We start from the raw sequence: 21,053 nt of genomic DNA on the forward strand, positions 1-21,053 counted from the left end.
TTCATTGCTGGAATTTAAATAAAATCCTAGTGCAGGTCGCCCTTGTTCTTTCGGGCTGTAAGTCCGCAGAATGATGCTCGTTGCCCTGTCAGGGGCGTTTGAGCACGATGCACATCATGGCTTTACAGGGCGACATGCACGTTTCCACGTGCAATCCAAACACGCTATCGCAGTCGCCACGACTGCTCCGACTCGACACGCCGCTTGGACGGAATGCGCTTATTCCTGTGCGTGCCGTGGGCGAGAGTGTTATCGGCCGGCAATTTTCCTTTACGGTGGAAGCGGTATCAACATCAAGACTCGCGCTGAAAACGCTGATTGCTCAGCCGGTGACGCTGTGGATTCAACAGATTGATCATTCATATCGGCCGTTTCATGGCTACGTGAATACCGCCCGACTGCTTGGTTCTGACGGTACGCTGACAACGTATCAATTATCGTTTGCCAGTTGGCTACATTTCCTGAAGTTCCGCAAAGACGCGCGTATATGGCAGGAAAAAAGCGCCGACCAGATCATTGCAGATGTTTTTGATCAACATCCCCAAGGCCGCGGTGCGTATAAGTTTGTGTTGTCGTCTGGGCTTCCGAAGCGTTCTTTTTGCATGGAGTACGAAGATGACTGGAATTTTGTCCATCGCCTGATGGAGCACGAGGGCCTTTTTGGCTTCTTCACGCAGGCGGACGATGGAAAATCACACATGCTGACCATCACGGACAACCTGTTTACCTTTTCTCAGAATGCCGGTAAATCAGTCGATTTCTATCGTGCCGGGATCAGTAGTGAAGCTGACTCGCTGACCCATTGGTCTTGCACGCGCGCGTTGCAGAGCACGCAGCTCACCACGCGCACGTTCGACTACAAGTCCCCGTTTTCCGCGCCAGGCAAAGGCACCCATACGCCGACGCTACCCAGTCAGGGAACGATACCCTTACAAGCCGAAGTGTACGAATACACGGGTGCTTATACGTATAACCGGCAAGTGCGCGGTGACACACTTTCAAAGATTCGGATGGAGGAGTGGGAGTCTCGCGCGAAGCGATTCTTTGGTAGTGGAAGTATCCGGAGTATCGATGCAGGCCAGTGGTTCACCCTTCAGAACCACAGTGTACATAGGAAGGAGCACCCGCAAGACCGCGAATTTGCAGTGCTATCGGTACGGTGGGCGATGGAAAGCAATATCGCGACATCATCCGAGGCTACAGATTATTTATTCAGCATAAAACCGCTAATCGATGACGCGCGAAAACGCAGCGGATTGCGAGCGCGAGTGGAGGATGGGCACTACGGCGCGCCAGCGGGGTCGGCAAACGAAAGGTGCGCATATGCATGTGATGGATCCGACGATGGCTATTTCTTCGTTGAGATCGAAGCGCAGCGCCGCCATGTACCATTTAGAAGCCCACCGGAACATGCCAAGCCGAATATACAGATGCAGACCGCGACGGTAGCGGGCCCCGATGGGGATGAGGTCCATACGGACAGCCTGAATCGTGTCAAGGTAAAAATGCACTGGGATCGGCTGAACTCGGGAGATCAGAATGCATCTTGCTGGGTCCGGGTCGTGCAGGCCAGCAGCGGCAGCCAGTATGGGAGTACACACGTTCCGCGTATTGGCGAAGAGGTGATAATTTCGTGGCTAGACGACGATTGCGACCGTCCGATCTGTACCGGACGACTTTTCAATGCCGAGAAAAAGCCGCCTTGGCATTCAAACGGCCTGCTTTCTGGCTTCAAATCTAAAGAGTATAGCGGTGCCGGCTATAACCAGCTGGTGATGGACGACGCAACAGGGCAGAGCCGACTGCAACTTTATAGCAGCACCGCGCAGTCGTCTTTGCACCTTGGCTACATGATCGATCATGGCGGCAATACGCGTGGCACCTATAAAGGTACCGGCTTCGATCTTATGACAAGCGAATGCGGCGCGGTACACGCTGCGCAAGGGCTGCATATATCGACCTATCCTGCTGTAGGCGAGCCAATGGCGGTGGGTAGTGCTTCCGCACCACTGGCCAATGGCGTGACACTTAATGAGGATTTGTCGGCATGCGCGATGCAAGCGCAGGCGGAAGGCTTGGAGAGCGCCGCTATCGCATTGAGGAAATTCAATGACACTTTGCAAGGTGAGGCGCCAAGCGTTGCCGTATCAGGAGGGAATACGGCTGGCGGTGGAACGGGCCGCGCCAAGCAGTTCATGGAGCCGGTGATGCTGATTGCGAGCCCGAGCGGCATTGGACTGTCTACACAAGGATCAGCGCATGTCGCCGTGTCCCAAAATGTGACTTCGATAAGCGGTGGAAGCATGCATAGTGTTTCCGATAAATCCCTTATTGCTTCAGTCACAGAAAAGATCAGCATGTTTGTAAAAAATGGGGGTATCAAGCTTCTTGCGCAGAAAGGGCAGGTGATGGTCCAGGCGCAATCCGATAGCGTCGAGTTGGATGCGCAAAAGCGCCTGACCGTAGCATCGATATCCGATGATGTTTTGGTGGTCGCAGAGAAAGGTATTCTTCTGACCTCAGGTGGCGCATATATTCGAATTGCGGACGGGAAAATCGAGCTACATTCTCCTGGGGATATCGATGTCAAAGGTGCGAATTATGCTTTCGATGGGCCGACGCAAAAGGACCATGTATTGCCCCAATTGCCTCGATCTGACTTGGCGGCACCCGGGAAATTTTTCTTTTCGCAATGACGCTGTGAGAAATAAATAGATAAAATATTTTAAAATTATGATAATTAGCTATCCTGTTTTATTTAAAGATGCTGACATCGGTGATGCAGAGCGCGACATGGCATTTTCGGAAGCGATGTTTCCTGATTCCCCTTTCGGATCGGGAACCTACCCTTTAAGTGCAAATTTAAGGTGGCATGGGGGCGTACATTTATTGTACGGAACATCGCCAATTGCGTGTGTTGCTGACGGCAAGGTGGTGTATGTCCGTGCCCCGACCGAAAAAAGTGATGATCCGTCGCATCCTTTGAATTACGCCATGAGTACTGATTCCAATGCGAGTTGGACGGACGACGGATGCGTGGTAATTGAGCACGAGGCAGAGTTAGGAAAGGATACGACGATACGGTTTTGGTCCGTCTACATGCACCTTTCTTCCGTAACGGTATCTAGCGGTAAGGAAATCATTCGTAAAGAAATCGTCGGTAGCGGCGGCGTGATCGCTGGTGCGCGCGCCATTCATTTCGAAATCTTTACCGATCAGGGAGGACTCGACAAACTAATCAAGCGAGGAGACAAAGCGTACAGGGTTTTTCGCGCTGGCGATAACTCCGGTGACCCCGATCTATGGGGCGATATGCATTTCCTGTTGCCCGCCGGAACGGCATTATTCGACAAGACACAGGCTCAAGCGTCAGTAAAGTACAAACAGTGGCGTAAGAGGAAGGCTGCATTTGAAAAAGGGGAGGATATTCGCATTCTCGGTGTAGCGCGTGGTAGCGTGACTTCAGATGCGGCAACGCGGAGACGACGAGCGTTTCCCGAACCAGAACCGGAAGGGCAGAATCAGGTGGGAACGCTCGATAAGTCGCTATGGTTGACGGTGCATTTTGCGAAAGGACACTGTCACACCAATACTTATTCGGAAGATGGGGTCCTTCTTGGCAGTGCGGTTTTTCCCGGAAAACCCTATGAATTCGAGATGCCGAAGATTGCGAATCTGCTTGCACCGAATAACCAATCGCCTACGTATGAACTGCTGCGATATGGGCGGATCGTCGGCGAGGATGCCCTTCCTGCAGGTGTCGGGAACTGGCAGTGTATTGCGTCTCCGAGTGATGAGATTGCATACGTTGATCTGAATGTGCCATCGGTGGTCAAGCTGTCCGACGCGGATTTTCCACGGTTTCTTGGCTGGCAGCGTATTCATGATGGAGAGGCCGGTACACGTTTGACCAGCGATGGTCGATGTTGTGCGAAAGCCGTTTTGAATTTGCTTGATGTGAATCAACCCTCCGATATAACAGAGGATGATGCGCTCAGCCGGCTACGCAATCCCGCATTGCGGAAGAAGATGCGCCGACTTGTCTGCGAATTCCGCACCGAATGGGATGCCGCCCATTTCGATTCGACCTATCAATTTTTATTGCGGGACAGTGCTTCAGGTGAGAGCCCGTCGCGTGCTGCCATGACGCATGAGCAATACGTTGCGTTCAAAGCCCACGCGAATGCCCTGCAGTGGTGGTTCGATGCGGCCTTGGATATAGCACCTACATTGTGGCACTTTCATCCAATCGAATTTATCAACTGGATGCGGAAGTGCGGCTGGATTGACAAGTCCACGTTGGCTCGCATTTATAAAGTTACACCGGAGGCGACCAGGGAACGCTATCGGACGGCACTCAATCAAGTAATGCAGAAGTATGTGATTACAAACCCCATACGGCAATCGCATTTTCTCGGGCAAGGGGCGGTGGAATCATTGTCATTGAAGGTAATGCAAGAAGCTAGCAATAAGTTTGCATCCAGAAGATCTGAAGCTGAGTTAGGCCACTGGTATGGATCAACTACGGATGAAAGCGACCGCTATTATTGTTCTGAAAAATTTAATGGTCTTGGAAAGCGTATTAAGATCTCCTATAGCTGGATTGGCGGTAATGTGGGAGACATTGATGCACAAAAATTCCGAGGGCGTGGGTTTAAGCAACTAACAGGAAGAGCTAATTACGCCGACTATTGGGTTTACAGAGGATGGCTACGGAGATCCGAATTCGATGCTCGTTGGTGGGACGACGATGGCTATAGGAAGCGCGATGTAGCGCAGATGAGGCGTCGCCCGGCATCGATAAATTATCCGGAACGACTTATTGCAACGCCCTACAATTGCATAGATAGCGGAGGGTTTTACATTGCATTTAAGCGGAGCAAAGTAAAAGCGGAAATAGATCGTGGAAGTGGTGTTCATCCAAATGCCAAAAGTGATGTGAATATTGGCATGTCTATTTCGCGGAGAGTTACGTATGCGATAAATGGTGGCTACAACGATGATGAAAAGCGTTACACCTTAACAGTTCATGCTTTGGGGTTGATCAATTGAATGTGTTGAAATTTTTTTTTGCAATACCATGTCTTTTTTGCACTTTTGTAAATGCAGGGAAATTAAGTTATATTGAATATGGAAATGGAAGTGGATTGATCGAAATGGACTCCGATGGGCCATCCACACGGCAATGCAAAATTACAGGTGTGCAGGGGACTATTGATCCCTTTTTTAATTGGGATAAGTCACTAATAATACTCGATGAAATATCTTTCGTTTCAGTGCAGGATGTTATCGAGTGTCGGCGAGGTCGAGTTCAGGCTTCACATATTCCTGTCAGGGCAGGGTTTGTGGTCGACGTTAATTTGAAAAAGGGTATTTACCTTTCATACGATCTCGTTGGAGTGTCCCCCCCTGGTTACATAGCGCGCGTTGCTCAATTAAAGGGAACCCGACCGTTAGCGTCCTTTCGAGGCATGTACAGTGAAAGAAAGTCGATGGAAAGAATGCGTAGAGAGGCTTTGGCGTACGATCGGGATAGCCTAGGCAGGATATCCCCGGATGGACGTTATGTCTCTGCCGATGGTGATATGCAATGTGGCAAATTCAGTTACCCCGGCGTATGGGACTTAAAAACAAAGAAACTTGTCAAAGACCGAACAGACTGTGCACCATTGTTCGGTCTCCCGGCTCGCTAACGCCTTGGGCTATCAGTCGACATGCTTTGCCCAGACGGCTTGCGCATTCGTGAATTCGCGCAAGCCGAAATGCGACAGTTCGCGTCCGTATCCGCTTTTCTTCACGCCGCCCACCGGAATGCGCGCATTCGACGCCGAGAAGCCATTGATGAACACGCCACCTGTCTCCAGCCGGCGCGCGATACGCTGTGCTCGCGCGACATCAGCCGTCCACAACGCCCCTGCCAATCCGTAATCGCTGGTGTTTGCGAGCTGAATGGCATGCTCTGCATTGTCTGCCACGACGATTGCCGCAACAGGGCCGAATGTCTCCTCGTCAAAAGCGGCCATGCCTGGCAAGACATCGGTCAATACCGTGGGTTCATAAAAATTGCCTACCCCTGCTACTTGATTGCCGCCGAGCACGAGCGTGGCACCGGCGGCGATGCTGCGGTTCACTTGACTGTGCAATTCGTCGCGCAGGTCGTGTCGCGCCATTGGCCCCATTGCGTTTTCTGGGTCTAGCGGGTCGCCAACTTTCAATTGCTTCGCCGCCGCGACAAACTTGTGTGTGAAGGCTTCCGCGATCGGCTTTTCCAGGATAAAGCGCTTGGCGGCTAGGCAAACCTGGCCGGCATTTTGGTAACGCGCTTCAATGCCAGCCTGCACCGCCAAATCGATATTGGCATCCGCCAACACGATAAAGGCGTCGGAACCGCCAAGCTCCAGCAAGCTCTTTTTCAACGCACGTCCTGCCGCGGCGGCAACCGCGGCACCGGCGCGCATGCTGCCCGTCAACGTTACTGCTGCCACACGATCATCCTCGATGACGCGGGCAACGGTGTCGTTATCGGTATTGAGAAGCGCAAACACCCCCTTCGGAAACCCGGCTGCATCGTAGATATCCTGCAGCGCATACGCGGCACCCATCACGTTGGGCGCGTGCTTCAAGATGAAGCCATTGCCCGATAGCATGATCGGGGCCGACGCGCGGATCACCTGCCACAGCGGAAAATTCCACGGCATGACGGCGAGGATTGTGCCGATCGGTAGATACGACACGTGGACGCTATCGTCGCCATCGACCGTGACTGGCTCGTCGGCAATGATCGCCGGGCCATGCTCAGCAATCCAATCGATCGTCGCCGCGCATTTTTCCACTTCGGCGCGTGCCGCGTTGATCGTCTTGCCCATTTCCATTGTGATCAGCGCAGCCAAGGTATCGGCGCGAGAGCGCAAGATCGAAACAAGACGATGATAGGCTGCAACCCGCTCGCGCATGGGGGTTGCCCGCCAGAGCCGGGAGGCCGATGCGTTTTCGTCGAGGAGGCGTTCTACCTCATCGGCGTTTTGAAAAGGATAAGTCGCGATCAATTCGCCTGTGGCGGGATTCCGCGATGTCGCAACATTCGCGGTCGACGCTGTATCTGCGTTTGACATGGTGATTACCTCCAAGACGATGGGCAATAGCGCATGAAGCACCGCGCTTGACGTCACTGTAGGCAAGCGCCGCGCCGCGCGCTAGGCGTCTGCTGATCCTATGACTGCGAGTCATAGGCTGGGGGTTTGGGTATATACGTTACCAACGAGAGATCAGGCCGCCCCTCCGGTGTCAACGCGACGTACGTAAACGATACCCGTCCCAACGTAGGGTGCTGCAGGTGTTTGCTGCCTTCGGCGAAGCCCTTCACATCGGTGTCTTGCCACCAGGCTTGGAATTCGCCACTCTCCTCGGACAGTTCCGCAATGAGCAGATCGAAAGGTGTTTTGTCCGGCGCGAGTGCGCGGGCTGCGCGAAATGTAGAAATCATCCCTCGCGCCATTTGCTCCCAATCGCGGATCAACGTGCGATACGGCTGATACAGGAACAGCAGACGTAGCGTATTACGTTCGTGTGGCTGCAACGCGCCGTAATCGACGAAAAGGTCCGCAATGGCATCGTTCCAGGCCAGGATATCTAGCCGGGTATTGCGCACGTAGGCTGGAATGGGATTAATGGCACGGACCAGCCTCTCAAGGCCATCGGTGACGCCACCGCCGGAGACGATAGCCGGGGCGTCGCGTGTGGACAGCGCGAAGAGGTGCGATGACTCCACCTGATCGAGTTGGAGGACCTTTGCGATTCGTCGCAGCGTTTCGGCTGAAGGTTGAATGTCTCGCCCTTGCTCGAGCCAGGTGTACCAACTGACACTGACGCCTGCAAGCACGGCCACTTCCTCGCGTCGCAGCCCAGGCGTACGGCGTGATGTCTCTGGCAAGCCAAATGCTTTTGGCGATAAACGAGCACGTCGGCTCGAGAGGAAGGTACCCAACTCGCGACGTTGCTCTGGCGACGTTTTCTTGACCATGTGACGCTAGACGTGTATTGATTCGCAACAGCTACAGATCGGACGCGGCGGCAACGAGTGTCGCTTCGAGCGCGAGTGTCGCCCGTGACACGGACGAGTGGCGTTCAACCGTGTAATCAAGATTGCCGAGCGGCGGAAGGTCGGACGCTAATGCTATAAGGCCGTCAGGGATGACGTACCCGCAAAACGCCGCAATACCGATTCCTGCCGCGGTAGCCGCGCGTAGCGCCGCAACGCTGCTGCTCGTTACCGCGATGCGATAGGGGCGCCCGGCGTTTTCCAACGCTTCGAGCACACGCTGTCGTGATACGCTCGGTTCCGGGTGCAATGCAAGAGACAGTGTCGGTTCTCGCCCGGTGAAGGGCGACCCCGGTCCGGTACACCAGAGAAGCGGCTCGGAACGCACTACGCGCCCACGGCGACTTCCGGCAATCCGTTTGGCGAATACCAAATCGTGCTTGCCTTCGTCGAAAGCGTCAAAAAGCTCGCCTGACAATCCGGTCACAATGGCTAATGCGACTTCGGGATTGCGCTTCATGAATTGGGCGAGTGTGTCGGTCAGACGTGTCGAGGCGAAGTCTTCAGACAATCCCAACCGGACCGTCCCCGCCAATGGCGGACCGCAGACGGACATCACGGCTTCGTCCATCAATTCGAGAATGCGACTGGCGTACCGACGAAGTGCTTCGCCACTTTCGGTTAGCCTGACTTTGCGCGTGTCCCGCTCGAACAGCGCGCGATCCAATAGTTCTTCCAGTCGGCGAATATGCTGGCTTACGGTGGACTGTGAAAGATTGACGAGTTCCGATGCCGCGGTAAAGCTGCCTGTCTGGGCAACGACCAAGAAACTACGCAGCAACTCGGGCGGTAACGGACGCATCGCGATTTTCTTTCAAGAACATTTCTGGTACCGGAAGCGGCGGCGCTGCGGGCCTTCCGAAGCATATCGGAGTCTACTCTTATTCGCGCGCGATCTAACGATCTTGCCTCTAGGCGCATTCGATAACGTCATGAATCCGCTTGCAGAGATACCCTACAATGATCCTAACTCGTCCCGTTTCGCAGGAGAAACGCAATGGCTCAATGGAATCAAGCACGGCAGGCGCGTGATGCCCGGCTTGCCGCAGGTGCGCACGTGGCCCGAGGAAAGCGGGTCGCGGCGAAAGATGTCACCGCATTGCTGGAGGCCGTGCTGCGACCCGGCGACCGCGTATGCCTTGAAGGCGATAACCAGAAGCAAGCGGATTTACTCGCGACCGCGCTTGCGGGGGTAGACAACAAGAAGATCCATGACTTGCATATGGTGCAGTCCGGCATCGTGCTGCCCGAACATCTTGACGTGTTCGAACGCGGTATCGCAAAAAAACTGGACTTCGCGTACTCGGGACCGCAGTCACAGCGAATCGCGAAGTTGCTGTTTGGCGGACGCATCGAACTTGGTGCAGTGCATACCTACCTGGAGCTATTTGCACGCTACTTTATCGATCTGACGCCAAACGTCGCGCTCATCGCGGCGGTCAGCGCCGATGTCGACGGCAATCTGTACACCGGACCGAACACGGAAGATACGCCTACCGTGGTCGAAGCGACGGCATTCAAGGACGGCGTTGTCATTGCCCAGGTTGACCGGATAGTTGATAAGGTGCCCCGCGTCGACATCCCGGGCGATCGCGTGCATTTCGTCGTGGAGGCGGGCCACCCGTTTTTCGTCGAGCCCCTGTTTACGCGCGACCCTGGGGCAATTACCGAGACGCAAATCCTGACCGCGATGCTCGCGATCAAGGGCATCTATCAGCCATATGGCATCAAGCGGCTCAATCACGGCATCGGCTTCAACACGGCGGCGATCGAGCTTTTGCTGCCCACCTACGGAGAGCGGCTTGGCCTGAAAGGAAAAATATGCACGCAGTGGGCGCTCAACCCGCATCCCACGCTGATTCCCGCGATCGAATCCGGATGGGTCGAACAAGTCCACTGTTTCGGGTCGGAAGTCGGTATGGACGACTATATCCGTGCACGCTCCGATGTGTTCTTCACCGGGGCCGATGGTTCACTGCGATCCAACCGGGCGTTCTGTCAAACGGCCGGGCTGTATGCCTGTGACATGTTCATCGGCTCAACGCTGCAAATCGACTTGTCAGGTCATTCGTCTACCGTGACCGCTGAACGTATCGCGGGTTTCGGGGGCGCGCCGAATATGGGCAGTGATGCGCGAGGCCGGCGGCACCCAAGCGAGCCATGGCTGAAGGCAGGCGCCGAGGCCGATCCGAAGACCCCTGCCGCGCTGCGGCGTGGGCGCAAGCTGGTTGTGCAAATTGGCGAGACGTTCGGTGACAAAAACGTACCGATGTTCGTCGAAAAGCTCGATGCCTTGCGGCTCGCGGACAAGTTGTCATTGGACCTCGCGCCGGTGATGGTGTACGGCGACGATGTAACGCACGTCGTCACCGAGGAAGGCATTGCCAATCTGCTGTTATGTCGCGATGCGGATGAGCGCGAGCAGGCCATTCGTGGCGTTGCAGGCTACACCGAGGTGGGGCGAGGGCGTGACCGCCGGTTCGTCGAGCGATTGCGGGAGCGCGGGGTGATTCGGCGACCAGAGGATCTGGGGGTCGACCCTCTCGATGCGGATCGACGCCTTCTGGCCGCGCGCTCGGTGAAAGATCTGGTGCATTGGTCCGGTGGTTTATACGCGCCGCCATCGCGGTTTCGCAATTGGTAACGAGAGGTAGGCAATGGAACGGCTAAGTTATCGTTATACCGCGCGCGAGCGCGTGACGGGCGAATCGACATCAGCGCTGGTCGGCGTTGTGGCTTCCGGTAATCTCGAAGTGCTCGCCGAGCGTGTGCTCCCCGGCAGTGCCTGCGAAATCGAGATACAGACGGCGGCGATCGGCTTTGGAGAGGTGTGGCAGGCCGTTGTCGACGATTTCGTCGAGCGCCGGTCGCCGGGTGGGTTGCGATTGTCCATCAACGACGGAGGGGCACGCCCCGATACCGTCGCGCTACGTCTTGCTCAAGCTGTTCGCGCAATCGAACGAGGTGAACAATGAACGTTCGCGTAGATCAACCGATAGAGAATGCCAGCTGGTATGAAGCATCTGCCCGTCAACGCATTCATGGCCTGGTGGATGCGGGGAGTTTTGTCGAATTCGTCAGCCCGTCCGAGCGTGAATGGAGTCCGCACTTGCCACTCTTCGATCTGCCGCGTCAATTCGACGACGGCATGATCGTCGGGCGGGCAAGCCTGGACGGTCGTCCGGTGTTTGTCGCGGCGCAAGAAGGGCGATTCATGGGAGGGGCTGTCGGCGAAGTGCATGGTGCAAAGCTGACCGGTCTGCTACGTGCCGCCCGGGATGCGCGCACGGTGCCCGTCCTTATTTTGTTTGATACGGGCGGCGTGCGTTTGCAGGAAGCCAACGCAGGCGAGGTCGCCATTGCTGAAATCATGCGTGCGGTGGTCGACGCGCGGTTTGCCGGCGTGCCGGTGCTCGGCCTTATCGGAGGCCGCGCCGGATGCTACGGCGGCGGCGGACTGCTGGCGGCATGTTGTTCGGCACTGGCTGTTTCCGAGCAAGGGCGCATCAGTGTGTCGGGTCCGGAAGTCATCGAGACCAATCGTGGCGCTGATGAATTCGACTCAAAAGACCGCGCGCTTGTCTGGCGCACAATGGGGGGCAAGCATCGAAGACTCATCGGTGCTGTTGAACGTTTTGTCGACGATACCGTAACCGCATTTCGCGATGCCGCCCTGGCATTGCTTGCCGAGCACGCCCCATTCGAACTGGCGACACTTGAAGCGGAGCAGCGCCGACTGGACGAACGTATCGCCACTTTCGGCGCTTCCAAGGACGCCCGGGATGTGTGGCGTGCATTGGGTGCGACAGACAGCGAGGTCCAGGACATTCCGGCGATGCCTTGCGACACTTTTTCCACATTGGCGGAACGCTTACAGGAGACGCGACATGACGCTCGATGAGATTCTCAGCGCCCTGAATCATACGATCTCCGTGCGCGACGATGGGCTTCTTTCCGGGACGGCGACCATTGAAGGACAAACGGTCGATGTCATCGGCATGTCGAACCACCAGTTCATCGGCGTTGACGAAGCGCTATGGCTTTCGCAACGCGTGCTCGAGACAATTCGCCAGGGAGACGATACGCCGATCCTCGTCTTGATCGATAGCGCAAGTCAGCGGATGAGCAAGCGGGACGAGTTGCTCGGCTTGAACGAATGTCTATCTCACCTTGCAAAATGCCTGTTGCTTGCCAGTCTTCATGGTCATCAAACGGTAGGCCTGCTTTATGGACAGACGGCGGCCGGTGCCTTTATTGCTACCGCACTGGCGACGCGTGTGCTCGTTGCCTTACCGGGTGCCGAGCCTGCCGTGATGGATTTACCGTCCATGTCGCGCGTGACGAAATTGTCGATCGAGGCATTGCAGGAGAAGGCCAAATCGACGGCTGTGTTTGCGCCGGGGCTCGATAACTTGGCAAAAACAGGGGCGGTGGATGAAGTGCTCGACCCCGCGCAACCGTTGGCAAGACAACTTGCGCGATGGCTCGAAGCGCCTGCTGAGCGCGCCGACGGGCGCGGCCTTCTGGGGCAGTCGCGAGGCGGACGCCAGGCTGCCGCGCGGATTGCCGAACGCGTATATGCACTCGCGCATGACGCTATCTGACGCTGTCATCGCGCGGCATACGGTCGTGCGTGTTTCGCACGCTGCGTGGGAGGCGTGTCTTGCGACCCAGCCGGCGCTTGCGAACGAAGCTCTGATTCGAGACTGGGTGAAAGCGGGAAGACCGTTGATGGCGCGTCGTGCGAACGCATGCGATGCTGCAATAGGAGCGGGCGTCCCGCTCGGCCTGCCCCTGCCGCCTTCAGCAGGCAAGCGCCGAATCAGTGTAGTCGTCCCGCGGGATCGGATCGTGTCGGTCGCGGCACCGCCCACACTCGCCTCGTTGGTGGATGTTGCGCCTGATCACTGGCGTGCGACGATCCATGCACTCTGTGCGCTTTCCAGTCGACATCGGGTGGAATGCCGTGCGTTCGGCAGTCTTGCATGGCAAGGGCTGACGAGTCTGCCCTATCTGAGCGCGGCTTCCGATCTGGACCTTTTGTTCGATTTGCCGCAAGGAGACAACGTGACGCGCACGCTCGATACGCTACTATCCGACATCGCGCGCTGTGCTGCCGTTGCACCGATGAGAATCGACGGTGAGATCATTCGCGCGGATGGGGCCGGGGTAAATTGGCGAGAATTGCATGAGGCGAAGGGCGATGTCGTTGTGAAACGGGCGACAGACGTCGTGTTGTTACCGGCACGCGAATTTGTCGAGGTGAAGACATGATTGGCCTGAACGTCTGTGCGAACGATGAGGTCGCGAGCGATGCTGACGCCATCGCTTATACAGCGGCGCAATGCTTGCGACTTGAGATCGACACCTGGCCGAAGCCAGGGCTTGTCAGTTGGGTGGACACGGGTAGTCACGACGACATGGACGCGCAGACCTTTGCGTCCAGCACCGCCGCTATCGAACCCTATTTTTCCGAACTGGCGCGAGCAGGAGCGGCACAGTCCGGTATGTCGACGTTGCGTCGCATCGGCATACGGGCGGAGCACGCCATGCTTGCCGCGACGCGGGGCGTGAATACGCACCGCGGCGCGATCTTCGGTGTCGGCTTGCTCTGCGCGGCAGCGGGTCGTCGTGCTGCGGATGACGTGTTCGCGCACGCCCTTCCCATGCCGACATTAGGTGAGTGCGTTCGCCGTTATTGGGGAGAGGACATTCTCGGCGGTCCGCGCGCATCGAATAGCCATGGCGAAGTTGCCGGGCGGCGATACGGTGCCGGCGGGGCGCGTCAGGAAGCGGCAAATGGCTTCGAAAGCGTATACCGCGTCGGCGTCCCGGCGCTTCGCGAAGGCGCGTTGCTTTGTCCGGGGAACGCGGCTGCCGCCCGCGTGCATGCTTGCTTCGCCCTCATTGCCTCGGTCATCGACACGAATCTGCTGCATCGCGGCGGCGAGGCGGGTCTTGCCTTTGCCCAGCAGACTGCGCGGGCATTTCTCGACAGGGGCGGCGTTGGTGCATCCGATTGGTTGACGCATGCGTGCGCCGCGCATGACGCATTTGTCGCGCGCCGCCTGAGTCCCGGCGGTGCCGCGGATCTGCTTGCGATGAGTTTGTTCGCGGCCGCGTTTGACCAGGAGACACCGTCATGACCGTCGCGATCCTATGCTCTGGTCAAGGGCATCAGCATCCCGGGATGTTTGACTTTGTTGCCGACGAATCGCGGGCCGCGCCGCTATTTTCACATGCCGCGCGCTTTCTGGGAGAGGACCCGCGTGATTGGGTACGCAATGCAAGTGCCGACGCCTTGCAGGGCAATCGCGCGGCGCAGTTGCTATGTACGCTGCATGCCATCATCGCGTTCGCGCGTATCGGCCCTGCGCTACCGGCGCGCATCATCGTTGCCGGCTATAGTGTGGGCGAGGTTGCCGCCTGGCATGTCGCGGGATGTCTTGGTGCCATCGATACGCTCGATCTCATCGTCGCACGCGCAGACGCAATGGATGCGGCGAGCCACGGTAACGAAGGCCTGTTGTTCGTACGGGGCTTGCATCGGGAAAGCCTTGATGCGCTCTGCGCCGAACACGATGCCGATATCGCCATCATCAATCCTGGGGACGCGTATGTCCTGGCCGGCGCAACCGACGCGTTGGCAACACTTGCCGGTTGCGCGCGCGAAGCAGGTGCGACGAGAGTCGTGACGGTGCCGGTACGCGTCGCATCTCATAGCCATCGGCTTGCCGCCGCCGTGCCTGTGTTTCGTGCGGCACTCGGCAAAGCAGCGATAGGGAGAGGCAAGGCGGGCACGCGGCTTTTCAGCGGTATCGACGGATCAGTCGTTCTTGATACGAACGACGGCCTGGACAAGCTTGCGCGCCAAATTGGCGAGCCCGTCGACTGGGCCGCCTGCATGGCTGCTTGCGTCGAAGCAGGTGCGACTGCTTTTCTTGAGCTAGGCCCTGGCCGTGCGTTGGCGGAGATCGCAGCTGGCGCCTATCCGTTGATTCCCGCGCGCAGTGTCGATGACTTCCGGTCGATGGAAGGCTTGTCGACTTGGCTTGCCCGCGTGTCACCTGCCTGAGGCGCTTCGCCGCAATCCCGAGGTGTGACCTGCATGGTGGTCACACCGATTGCTGCGTCGTCAAGCCGGGGTGACCTGATGCATTGCCGTGCTCTGCGATGTTTGGCAAGAAATGGCGCCAATGCAGACATTGATTGACGAAACTCTCCAACGCGTTAATGGCTTCTTGTCGGGTTTGATTTTCGAGCATCATGGTCTTGAAAAAGATGACGCGCTCCAATTTTGGGTCATAGCCAAAATGCGACTGCGCAGTCGCGAGGCCGAACAGATGAATTTGAAGAAGGTGGGCAAAAATGGTTTCCCGATTCGACACCGGTACATTGCCAATGGTCGCTTGAATTTGCACGACGGTTTGCGCATCGTCCTGGCCCTCCGCTTCCAGAGTGACTTCCAACGACTCGTCGAATTGAATCGTGCAACTGCCCGTTTTTGCCGCCTCTTTCAGATCCAATCGCGCTTCCAGACCTAAAGCAGCCAATAATTCAGCGAAGTTCATCTCGACCTCGTGCAGGCTGTGTTCATACACCGTTGGGTGGCCAGACATCACCGAGCGCATGGTGGGCGCGCGGCCGCAACGCAAGACACGACGTGTCTTCGCGCCATAGGTCGTAGGTGACCTGCTTGCCAAAGTGGTTCCCCTATTGCCTGAGAGGGACGCGCCTGCGGCGTGATTTCAGAGCGGAACGCACGGTGAGATGATCCGTGGCGTCACGTGTTACTCATTGCTTGCTTGAAGAGGTGATCGCAAAACGCCGTCGATGCGCCCAGTTTTCGAGACAGGGATGCGGCCGTGGCGAGCAAAAGTGCGTCGTAACGATTCTCGGCGCGGGCAGCTTCCATTCTGGCCACGGGTCCGGAAAGGGTCATCGCGGCCATGAATGCATTATTTTCGCCAAATATCGGGACAGCGAACGCTGCCGTATATTCATCGCGCTCACGCGATGTGAACCATGGCAACGGCCTTGGCAATGCCGCCGTGCTGTCCTGAGTCCAATGTCTGATTACCAGTGAGCCGCACGTATTGTCTAGCGGCAATGACGTGCCTGGCAGTCGCGTTTCCCTCAAACCCACCGGGGGTTCCACCCGAAATAAACAAAGCCGCTCGCCATTTTCAAGCACGTTGTAGGAGGCGCTTTCTCCGGTTTCCTGAGATAGGGCCAGCAAGGCCGGTTTGACCAGATTCGCCAGTTGGAAAGATGCTTCATACAAGTTTCCAAGATAAAGCAGTCGCGGACCAAGAGAATAATCGCCGGATTCCGAACGGATAACGTAGTTCATCCTTTCGAGAGAATTCATCAACCGATAGATCGTCGTACGGTGCATTGCCGCATGTTTCGCCAGGGCCGCAAGCGTCCACGTCTGGTGTGCGGGCGTAAAGCAATCCAATAACGCCAGCGCCTTCTCCACGGCTGCGACACCTTCGTTACTCATATTCGTTCCTTGAATGAAATCGTGTACAGGGTAATCGTGGGGTGTAGTGAATGCACATAAATCTTGCCCGACCATTTTTTCTGTCTTATATTTGTTCACATAATACACTGTACGTGTACATTGTACACACTCAAGGAGTGGGAAAGTGGCATTGTCGATCGAGGCCGGGCGCATCAAGCGAATCAAGCCATCGGCCAGCGTCGCGGCGAAGGCGCTGGCAAACGAACTCATTGCAGCCGGACACGATATCGTCGATTTCACCGCCGGCGAGCCGGACTTCGATACCCCAGCGCATATCACGGAGGCGGCCTACCACGCAGCGCAACGCGGCGAGACGCGCTATACCGCGACAAGCGGGACCGTTGCGCTTCGTGATGCGATCTGCGCGAAATTCTTGCGTGAAAACATGTTGCAATACGCGCGTAACGAGGTGCTTGTCGCTAATGGCGCGAAGCACGTCATTTTCAATGCGCTGACGGCAACCGTTGAAGAGGGGGATGAAGTAATCGTTCCTGCGCCGTATTGGGTTTCTTATCCGGACATCGTGCTGCTGAATGGCGGCACGCCTGTTATCGTGCCTTGCACGCAGGCGGATAATTTCAAGCTGACGCCGCACGCACTTGAAGCCGCGATCACGCCGAAGACAAAGTGGTTGATCCTGAACAGCCCGAATAATCCCACCGGCGCATTGTATTCCGCTGCGGAATTGCAATTGCTCGGGGCGGTTCTTGAGCGTCATCCGCATGTGTGGGTGATGACAGATGAAATTTACGAACATTTGACGTATGACGGCGCGACGTTCGTCAGCTTTGCCGCTGCGGTCCCGTCACTATGGAACCGTACGCTGACCATCAACGGCGTATCTAAAGCCTATGCGATGACCGGCTGGCGGATTGGATATGCCGGTGGTCCGCGCCCGCTGATTGCCGCCATGGACAAGCTAATGTCGCAAAGCACCGGTGGCGCCAGCGCGGTCAGTCAGGCGGCGGCGGTGGCTGCACTGACGGGTTCGCAGTCGTTCGTTGCCTCGTCGCTGGAGGCATTCACCGCGCGCCGCGATTTGATGGTGTCCTTGCTGAACGAAGTGGACGGCCTCGATTGTCTGACGCCGGGCGGCGCGTTTTACGTCTATCCGGCTTGCGGCGCCTGCATTGGCAAAATCACGCCGCACGGCAAGACCTTGCACACCGATAAAGAGGTGGCGATGTATTTGCTTGAGGCGGCTCAGGTCGCCGTGTTGGACGGCGGCGCCTACGGCCTTTCAGCCCATCTTCGCTTGTCGTTCGCTACATCGTCTGAGCGTATCCGCGAAGGCTGCAATCGTATCGCACTTGCGCTAGGTGCGTTGCATTGAACCGCATTGTGACTTTTTACGATCGGATTCGGCATGCCTCTCATGGCGTTGCGATTTTAAAAGGTGTCCCTATCGTTCGTCGCATTCCAACATTCGCTGATTAAGGGTTCGAGTATGAAATACAAGACAATTTTCAAGACGAGCTTCCTGACCGCTTGTCTGGTAAGCGCGAGTGCGATGCACCTGGCCCGCGCCGATCAGTTGCAAGACATCAAGACGAAAAAGACGCTGGTGTGTGGCGTATTGGGAGATAGCGTACCGCTCGGTTATCAGGACCCGGCCACGCGTAAGACCGTTGGTCTGGACGTCGATGTCTGCACGGACATTGCCAAGGACCTCGGCGTTTCGGTAGAGATTGTTCCCGTGTCTGTCGATGCGCGTATTCCTGCGCTCCAAACGGGGCGTGTAGACATCGTCGCGGCGGCGTTGGGTTACACCAAGGAGCGGGCGAAACAGATCGATTTCTCGTCGGCCTACTATCAGACGCCTATCACGGTTCTGGTCCAGAATAACAGTGGTATCGAAAAATTCGCTCAGTTCGCCGGCAAACAGGTGAGCGCGATTCGCGGCTCGACACCGGAGCTGTATGCGCGTCAACAGCTCATCGGTGCCAACGTAGTGACGTTTGACGATGCACCGTCTGCTTTCATGGCGCTGATGCAGAACAAGGCGCAGGGTATGGCGATGTCCGAACCTGCAGCGGTCCGCTTCCGCAATCGCTCGAAGGGTAAAACACACTTCCTGGAAGAAACCTTGCATTACGAGCCAGAATGCATTGGCGTGAAGAAGGGCGAGACGGCATTGCTGGATGCGGTCAACAAGACGCTGGATAAAATGGAGCGGAATGGCCGTATGCAGGCTATTTGGGATAAATGGTATGGCCCGTCGACGGAGTACAACATGGTGCGTGCCAAAAAAGTGACACCGATAGCTGACTTCCAGTAACCGTTTTTCAGGTCATGCCATTTGACGAGTGCAGCCATGTTTTCTTCGCTACCGGATTTGCTCACGGGTAACTTTCGGCTTCAATTCCTGCACGGTTTGCTGGTGTCGGTCGAGCTCTTCGGTATCGCGTGGGTGTCTGCCATGGTGCTCGGTATTCTGCTTACCGTTATTCGTGCCGCAAGTACTTTGGCGGGGGCGACGCTCGTCAAGGTGTTTGTCAGCTATCACCGGTCCGTTCCGGCTATTGTGCAATTGCTGGTGTGGTACTTCGGCATTCCACAGGTATTGCCGGACAGTTGGCAAGGCTACGTCAACGCGCACAATGCGCAGTTCCTGTTCGCATCCATTGGCTTGGCGCTGAACGCCTCGGCCTATATTTCCGAAGACCTGCGCACCGGCTTTCGCACATTACCGCATACCCAGCAGGAAGCGGCACGTGCACTCGGGCTTTCGTATCTGCAGACCATGCGTCTCATATTGATTCCGCAAGCGGTGCGCGCCGCGCTCCCTGCCTTGATCGGGCAGACGTTGAGCTTGTTCAAGGCGACGGCATTGACGATGGCCATCGGCGTGGGGGAATTGATGTATGTTACGCGGCAGATTGAAGGCGAGACCTATGCAACCTTTGGTTGCTATCTCATTGCCACCTTTGTATACCTGGCGGGAACATCGATGATCGCGGCATCCGGCGGCATATTGCAGCGTAGCTTGCAAAAGTCGACGCAAAGGTGAGTGCGATGCTAGACATACTGCATAACTACGGCCTGCTGCTGCTGATTGGTCAATACCCCCACGGGCCGTTGGGCGGTATCGCGGCCACGTTACTCATGGCGAGCGCGGCATTGTTGATCGCTTTCCCGGTGGCGATCCTGGTCGCGCTCGCACGCCAGTCTCCTTATTCCGTGATCCGCCGGGTTGCGAGCGCCTATGTGTTTTGCGTACGCGGCATTCCGGTCATGCTGATCATCTTCTGGGCCTATTTCGTCTTGCCGTTGTTGACCGGCGTCCGCGTTCCCGGGGCCGTCACGGTTGTTTTGGCATTGGTGGTCTATGAAGGCGCGTATCTTGCAGAAGCAATTCGCGGCGCCATAGGCGCCTTGCCGAAGGGACAGGGAGAGGCATCGCGCGCGCTGGGTCTCGGCTATTGGCGCACGCAGTGGTTGATCATCCTGCCGCAGGCATTGGTCAATGCCATTCCCAGTATCTTGAATCAATTCGTGCTGATCGTGAAGAACACGGCGCTGGCCTATTTGATTGGTACGCAGGAGGTGACTTTTTCGGCCAATGCGATCAATGCCGATTTGCTGACCGAGCCGTTTCAGGTGTATGCGGTTCTGGCGGCAGTCTATTACGTGATCTGCTTCTCCTTGACGCGAGCGGCAACTGCCTTGGAAAAAAACATTTTGAAACGGCGCGCCGGTACCGCCGCGCTCTCGGGATAAATAATGACTGCAGTAACGAATGGACTTGATGCAATCGTTCGGAATGTCGAACGTGTATCCGCCGAACTGGTGGCACGTGCCAGCCAGTTCCAGGCCGCGATCCTGGCGGATGTCGCCGGACGGCGCGGCACGTTGTACGGTCGTGTGAAGCCGATGTCGCCGCATATGAAAGTTGCAGGGCCAGCCATTACCGTTGAGGTCCGTCCTGGGGACAACCTTGCCATTCACGCGGCGCTCGCCATTGCGCAGCGGGGTGACGTTATTATCGTCGATGGCAAAGGCGACCTGGGCTGTGCACTGATCGGCGAGATCATGTCGACACAGGCTGTGGCAACCGGCGTGGCGGGTTTTGTCATCGATGCGGCGGTGCGAGACTCCCAGGAACTGGCTGGCGGATCTTTTCCGATTTTCTGCGCAGGGTTGAATCCTTGTGGCCCGACGAAGAGCGTTGCCGGACGCGTCAACCAGCCGATTTCCATCGCAGGCGCTTCCGTCCATGCGGGAGATCTGGTCGTAGGTGATTCGGACGGTGTCGTGGTGATTCCGCGCTCCGATGTTGTTCATATTCTCGAACTCGCGGAACATAAAGTGGCTGCGGAAACAGCGAGGATTGCCGCGATTCGCGCAGGCGATGTGCGCGCCGCATGGCTGCCGGATGCGCTGCGTGCCGTTGGAATGATTGGAAAAGACGAACTGCTTTGATTCGAT

The 21,053-nt window shown here is 56.7% G+C and carries 19 protein-coding genes; 14 read left to right on the forward strand and 5 right to left on the reverse strand.

Features of this window, described 5'->3' with window-relative positions; genetic code table 11:
- The first annotated feature begins 116 nt into the window (after positions 1-116).
- Entirely contained in the window at positions 117-2,696 is a 2,580-nt protein-coding gene (locus WM40_RS14510) for a type VI secretion system Vgr family protein (protein ID WP_162199076.1), read from the forward strand.
- A gap of 37 nt (positions 2,697-2,733) precedes the next feature.
- Positions 2,734-5,052 (forward strand): M23 family metallopeptidase, encoded by a 2,319-nt coding sequence (locus tag WM40_RS14515; protein ID WP_157685802.1) that lies wholly within the window; start codon positions 2,734-2,736, stop codon positions 5,050-5,052.
- 653 nt (positions 5,053-5,705) lie between these two features.
- Here WM40_RS14515 and WM40_RS14520 read toward each other — a convergent pair.
- The 3 genes from WM40_RS14520 to WM40_RS14530 all read right to left on the reverse strand — a co-directional run bounded on the left by WM40_RS14520 (position 5,706) and on the right by WM40_RS14530 (position 8,900).
- Positions 5,706-7,112, reverse strand: coding sequence for an NAD-dependent succinate-semialdehyde dehydrogenase (locus WM40_RS14520; protein WP_046153227.1), 1,407 nt, complete (start codon positions 7,110-7,112; stop codon positions 5,706-5,708).
- A 98-nt stretch (positions 7,113-7,210) separates the two neighbouring features.
- Positions 7,211-8,020, reverse strand: coding sequence for a helix-turn-helix transcriptional regulator (locus tag WM40_RS14525; protein WP_046153191.1), 810 nt, complete (start codon positions 8,018-8,020; stop codon positions 7,211-7,213).
- A 31-nt stretch (positions 8,021-8,051) separates the two neighbouring features.
- The gene (locus WM40_RS14530; protein WP_046153192.1) at positions 8,052-8,900 is read right to left on the reverse strand and encodes a LysR family transcriptional regulator; all 849 of its coding nucleotides are present in this window, start codon (positions 8,898-8,900) and stop codon (positions 8,052-8,054) included.
- A 195-nt stretch (positions 8,901-9,095) separates the two neighbouring features.
- Between WM40_RS14530 and mdcA the strand changes: the two genes are divergently transcribed.
- Genes mdcA through WM40_RS14565 form a run of 7 tightly spaced genes read left to right on the forward strand, consistent with a single transcriptional unit; the run spans position 9,096 to position 15,173 of the window.
- On the forward strand, positions 9,096-10,742 hold the full coding sequence (gene mdcA / locus WM40_RS14535) for a malonate decarboxylase subunit alpha (RefSeq protein WP_046153193.1): 1,647 nt from the start codon (positions 9,096-9,098) through the stop codon (positions 10,740-10,742).
- Between the two features lie 13 nt (positions 10,743-10,755).
- Positions 10,756-11,073, forward strand: coding sequence for a malonate decarboxylase acyl carrier protein (gene mdcC, locus WM40_RS14540; protein ID WP_024904695.1), 318 nt, complete (start codon positions 10,756-10,758; stop codon positions 11,071-11,073).
- Entirely contained in the window at positions 11,070-11,999 is a 930-nt protein-coding gene (locus tag WM40_RS14545) for a biotin-independent malonate decarboxylase subunit beta (RefSeq protein WP_046153194.1), read from the forward strand. The genes mdcC and WM40_RS14545 overlap by 4 nt, the downstream gene beginning before the upstream one ends.
- Positions 11,986-12,702 carry a biotin-independent malonate decarboxylase subunit gamma gene (gene mdcE, locus WM40_RS14550; protein ID WP_046153195.1) on the forward strand — a complete coding sequence of 239 codons (717 nt, stop codon included), beginning with the start codon at positions 11,986-11,988 and terminating at the stop codon, positions 12,700-12,702. Before WM40_RS14545 ends, mdcE begins: the two co-directional genes overlap by 14 nt.
- A complete protein-coding gene (gene mdcG / locus WM40_RS14555) occupies positions 12,689-13,372 on the forward strand; it encodes a malonate decarboxylase holo-[acyl-carrier-protein] synthase (RefSeq protein WP_046153196.1) in 684 nt (227 codons plus the stop codon). The genes mdcE and mdcG overlap by 14 nt, the downstream gene beginning before the upstream one ends.
- Positions 13,369-14,244 (forward strand): triphosphoribosyl-dephospho-CoA synthase MdcB, encoded by an 876-nt coding sequence (mdcB, locus tag WM40_RS14560; RefSeq protein WP_046153197.1) that lies wholly within the window; start codon positions 13,369-13,371, stop codon positions 14,242-14,244. Before mdcG ends, mdcB begins: the two co-directional genes overlap by 4 nt.
- Entirely contained in the window at positions 14,241-15,173 is a 933-nt protein-coding gene (locus WM40_RS14565) for a malonate decarboxylase subunit epsilon (protein WP_046153198.1), read from the forward strand. Before mdcB ends, WM40_RS14565 begins: the two co-directional genes overlap by 4 nt.
- A gap of 40 nt (positions 15,174-15,213) precedes the next feature.
- On the opposite strand, the gene WM40_RS14570 is transcribed toward WM40_RS14565, so the two are convergent.
- Complete coding sequence (locus WM40_RS14570; protein ID WP_162199077.1) at positions 15,214-15,717, reverse strand: type III secretion system chaperone; 504 nt, start codon at positions 15,715-15,717, stop codon at positions 15,214-15,216.
- A 164-nt stretch (positions 15,718-15,881) separates the two neighbouring features.
- Positions 15,882-16,604, reverse strand: coding sequence for an IclR family transcriptional regulator (locus WM40_RS14575; RefSeq protein WP_046153200.1), 723 nt, complete (start codon positions 16,602-16,604; stop codon positions 15,882-15,884).
- 151 nt (positions 16,605-16,755) lie between these two features.
- On the opposite strand from WM40_RS14575, the gene WM40_RS14580 reads away from it, so the two are divergent.
- The 5 genes from WM40_RS14580 to WM40_RS14600 all read left to right on the forward strand — a co-directional run bounded on the left by WM40_RS14580 (position 16,756) and on the right by WM40_RS14600 (position 21,047).
- Entirely contained in the window at positions 16,756-17,958 is a 1,203-nt protein-coding gene (locus WM40_RS14580; protein ID WP_024904687.1) for an aminotransferase class I/II-fold pyridoxal phosphate-dependent enzyme, read from the forward strand.
- 114 nt (positions 17,959-18,072) lie between these two features.
- Positions 18,073-18,903, forward strand: coding sequence for an ABC transporter substrate-binding protein (locus WM40_RS14585; protein ID WP_024904686.1), 831 nt, complete (start codon positions 18,073-18,075; stop codon positions 18,901-18,903).
- Between the two features lie 36 nt (positions 18,904-18,939).
- Positions 18,940-19,635: an amino acid ABC transporter permease gene (locus tag WM40_RS14590; RefSeq protein WP_046153201.1), complete on the forward strand. Its 696-nt coding sequence runs from the start codon at positions 18,940-18,942 to the stop codon at positions 19,633-19,635.
- 5 nt (positions 19,636-19,640) lie between these two features.
- Positions 19,641-20,345, forward strand: a complete 705-nt coding sequence (locus WM40_RS14595; RefSeq protein WP_046153229.1) for an amino acid ABC transporter permease — start codon at positions 19,641-19,643, stop codon at positions 20,343-20,345.
- A gap of 3 nt (positions 20,346-20,348) precedes the next feature.
- Positions 20,349-21,047, forward strand: coding sequence for an RraA family protein (locus WM40_RS14600; protein ID WP_046153202.1), 699 nt, complete (start codon positions 20,349-20,351; stop codon positions 21,045-21,047).
- The last annotated feature ends 6 nt before the right edge of the window (positions 21,048-21,053 follow it).

Source organism: Robbsia andropogonis (assembly GCF_000970345.1).
Taxonomy (GTDB): domain Bacteria; phylum Pseudomonadota; class Gammaproteobacteria; order Burkholderiales; family Burkholderiaceae; genus Robbsia; species Robbsia andropogonis.

Coding starts and splice junctions, on each gene's coding strand:
- mdcG (WP_046153196.1), top strand. CDS start 12,689: ATGACGCTATCTGACGCTGTCATCGCGCGGCATACGGTCGTGCGTGTT.
- WM40_RS14520 (WP_046153227.1), bottom strand. CDS start 7,112: ATGTCAAACGCAGATACAGCGTCGACCGCGAATGTTGCGACATCGCGG.
- WM40_RS14570 (WP_162199077.1), bottom strand. CDS start 15,717: ATGTCTGGCCACCCAACGGTGTATGAACACAGCCTGCACGAGGTCGAG.
- WM40_RS14510 (WP_162199076.1), top strand. CDS start 117: ATGGCTTTACAGGGCGACATGCACGTTTCCACGTGCAATCCAAACACG.
- mdcB (WP_046153197.1), top strand. CDS start 13,369: ATGATTGGCCTGAACGTCTGTGCGAACGATGAGGTCGCGAGCGATGCT.
- WM40_RS14530 (WP_046153192.1), bottom strand. CDS start 8,900: ATGCGTCCGTTACCGCCCGAGTTGCTGCGTAGTTTCTTGGTCGTTGCC.
- mdcE (WP_046153195.1), top strand. CDS start 11,986: ATGACGCTCGATGAGATTCTCAGCGCCCTGAATCATACGATCTCCGTG.
- mdcA (WP_046153193.1), top strand. CDS start 9,096: ATGGCTCAATGGAATCAAGCACGGCAGGCGCGTGATGCCCGGCTTGCC.
- WM40_RS14525 (WP_046153191.1), bottom strand. CDS start 8,020: ATGGTCAAGAAAACGTCGCCAGAGCAACGTCGCGAGTTGGGTACCTTC.
- WM40_RS14575 (WP_046153200.1), bottom strand. CDS start 16,604: ATGAGTAACGAAGGTGTCGCAGCCGTGGAGAAGGCGCTGGCGTTATTG.
- mdcC (WP_024904695.1), top strand. CDS start 10,756: ATGGAACGGCTAAGTTATCGTTATACCGCGCGCGAGCGCGTGACGGGC.
- WM40_RS14565 (WP_046153198.1), top strand. CDS start 14,241: ATGACCGTCGCGATCCTATGCTCTGGTCAAGGGCATCAGCATCCCGGG.
- WM40_RS14545 (WP_046153194.1), top strand. CDS start 11,070: ATGAACGTTCGCGTAGATCAACCGATAGAGAATGCCAGCTGGTATGAA.
- WM40_RS14595 (WP_046153229.1), top strand. CDS start 19,641: ATGCTAGACATACTGCATAACTACGGCCTGCTGCTGCTGATTGGTCAA.
- WM40_RS14600 (WP_046153202.1), top strand. CDS start 20,349: ATGACTGCAGTAACGAATGGACTTGATGCAATCGTTCGGAATGTCGAA.
- WM40_RS14515 (WP_157685802.1), top strand. CDS start 2,734: ATGATAATTAGCTATCCTGTTTTATTTAAAGATGCTGACATCGGTGAT.
- WM40_RS14590 (WP_046153201.1), top strand. CDS start 18,940: ATGTTTTCTTCGCTACCGGATTTGCTCACGGGTAACTTTCGGCTTCAA.
- WM40_RS14585 (WP_024904686.1), top strand. CDS start 18,073: ATGAAATACAAGACAATTTTCAAGACGAGCTTCCTGACCGCTTGTCTG.